The organism is Clostridium tagluense (genome assembly GCF_003865095.1).
Lineage (GTDB): Bacteria > Bacillota > Clostridia > Clostridiales > Clostridiaceae > Clostridium_AD > Clostridium_AD tagluense.
Genome location: NZ_BHYK01000105.1, coordinates 1 through 1,341 on the forward strand (window position 1 = coordinate 1; position 1,341 = coordinate 1,341).

General features: G+C 26.8%; 3 protein-coding genes. All 3 read left to right on the top strand.

All coding sequences use genetic code 11. The features are described from left to right. Nucleotides 1–184 precede the first annotated feature (184 nt). The 3 genes from Ctaglu_RS26355 (at nucleotide 185) to Ctaglu_RS24685 (ending at nucleotide 941) form a co-directional block, all read left to right on the top strand. On the top strand, nucleotides 185–316 hold the full coding sequence (locus Ctaglu_RS26355) for a hypothetical protein (protein WP_267901319.1): 132 nt from the start codon (nucleotides 185–187) through the stop codon (nucleotides 314–316). Next, nucleotides 306–521 (top strand): hypothetical protein, encoded by a 216-nt coding sequence (locus tag Ctaglu_RS24680; protein WP_125006707.1) that lies wholly within the window; start codon nucleotides 306–308, stop codon nucleotides 519–521. The genes Ctaglu_RS26355 and Ctaglu_RS24680 overlap by 11 nt, the downstream gene beginning before the upstream one ends. A 78-nt stretch (nucleotides 522–599) precedes the next feature. Continuing rightward, nucleotides 600–941 (top strand): RNA polymerase subunit sigma-70, encoded by a 342-nt coding sequence (locus tag Ctaglu_RS24685; protein WP_125006709.1) that lies wholly within the window; start codon nucleotides 600–602, stop codon nucleotides 939–941. The last annotated feature ends 400 nt before the right edge of the window (nucleotides 942–1,341 follow it).

Here is a 1,341-nt window from a genome sequence, read left to right on the forward strand (position 1 = left end):
AGCATGGTTGGAAAAAAGAAAGAGAATTTAAGGAATTTTCTCCTTTTGTAACTGTGTATAGTGGTTATAGTATTTATATAAGTTTTAAAAAATATTATTAACTAAGATGTGTCGCAATACAAAAATAATTGAATCTAGGGCCGCGGCTCTTTGAGAATATGGTGGAGAAAGGTAGGAAATATAAATGAATGATAAAATGGTGACTTTGTATAAAAAAAATTTCACTAAAGATGTTTGGTTTACACTGTCTTTAGATTTTGGATTTAATAGTGAAGATAGTCATGCTTATATTCACATTATTATAGATGAAGATTAGTACAATTAATTTATCTGAGGAACAAAAGAACGCATGTAATAGATTAAGAATAGCAGTGGAACAGCTAAGAGCGATAATGAGTTCACCTATAGAATCGCTTGCTGAACAATGCAAGGAGCTTGCTAAGCATTTGCAACCAATTAATTTTGAATCCAGAATTGAAAATGAGATTAAGAACTGGAATAAAAAAAGGTTTTACGATTAGTGTCGAACTCCAAAAATAATTTCCAATAAAGGAAGTAGTAATTATCATGAAGGAGCTAAGAAAAGGATAGGTGATAAAATGGGAAATATTAAAAACAAACTTAATTTATATAGAGAAAGAGTTTGCAATATAGAAAACAAGTTTATTGAAATAGAAAAACTAATTATAAATGGTGCAAATGATAATGATGAACAAATAAAAGAATTAAGGATACAAATAAGAAAAATGGAATTAGAAAATAAAAAAATAGAGAACATATTAAAATTATTATCAGATAAGGATTATAAAATTGTTAGTCTTATTTATTTAAATGGAGAAGAAAAAAAGAAAGTAACTAAAGAATTAGACAGGACAGAAAGACAAATAAATTATAGCATAAACAAAGCACTAAAGAGTATCTCAAAGCATTTTATAGATTAAAGGTGGTATATTTTTAGTTTAATTTTGCGTTGTTTTTGGTTTAATTTTGCATCTTTTTGTAGGGAAAATTTCCTAAAAATTTCCCCCATTTGTCATTTGAACAATGTTAATATAATTATATAAATAAGTAATAAACATTGATGGGTAAATTATATTCCTTATTTTTTAAAATAAAGATAAGGAATGTCCCCTTTGATGGTTTGGGTGAACTATATACTTTTGAGGAGTTGATGGAGCTGCAGGCTAAATTAAATAAAGAACAGGTTAAAAAACTATACTTAGATGGATTAACAGCTACTGAGATTGCTAGAAAATTAAAGTTCAATAAAGACACTGTAAAAAAATGCATTCAGAGAAATTTTAATGATTTAAAACATAAGCATGAAATTGCTGTTATACG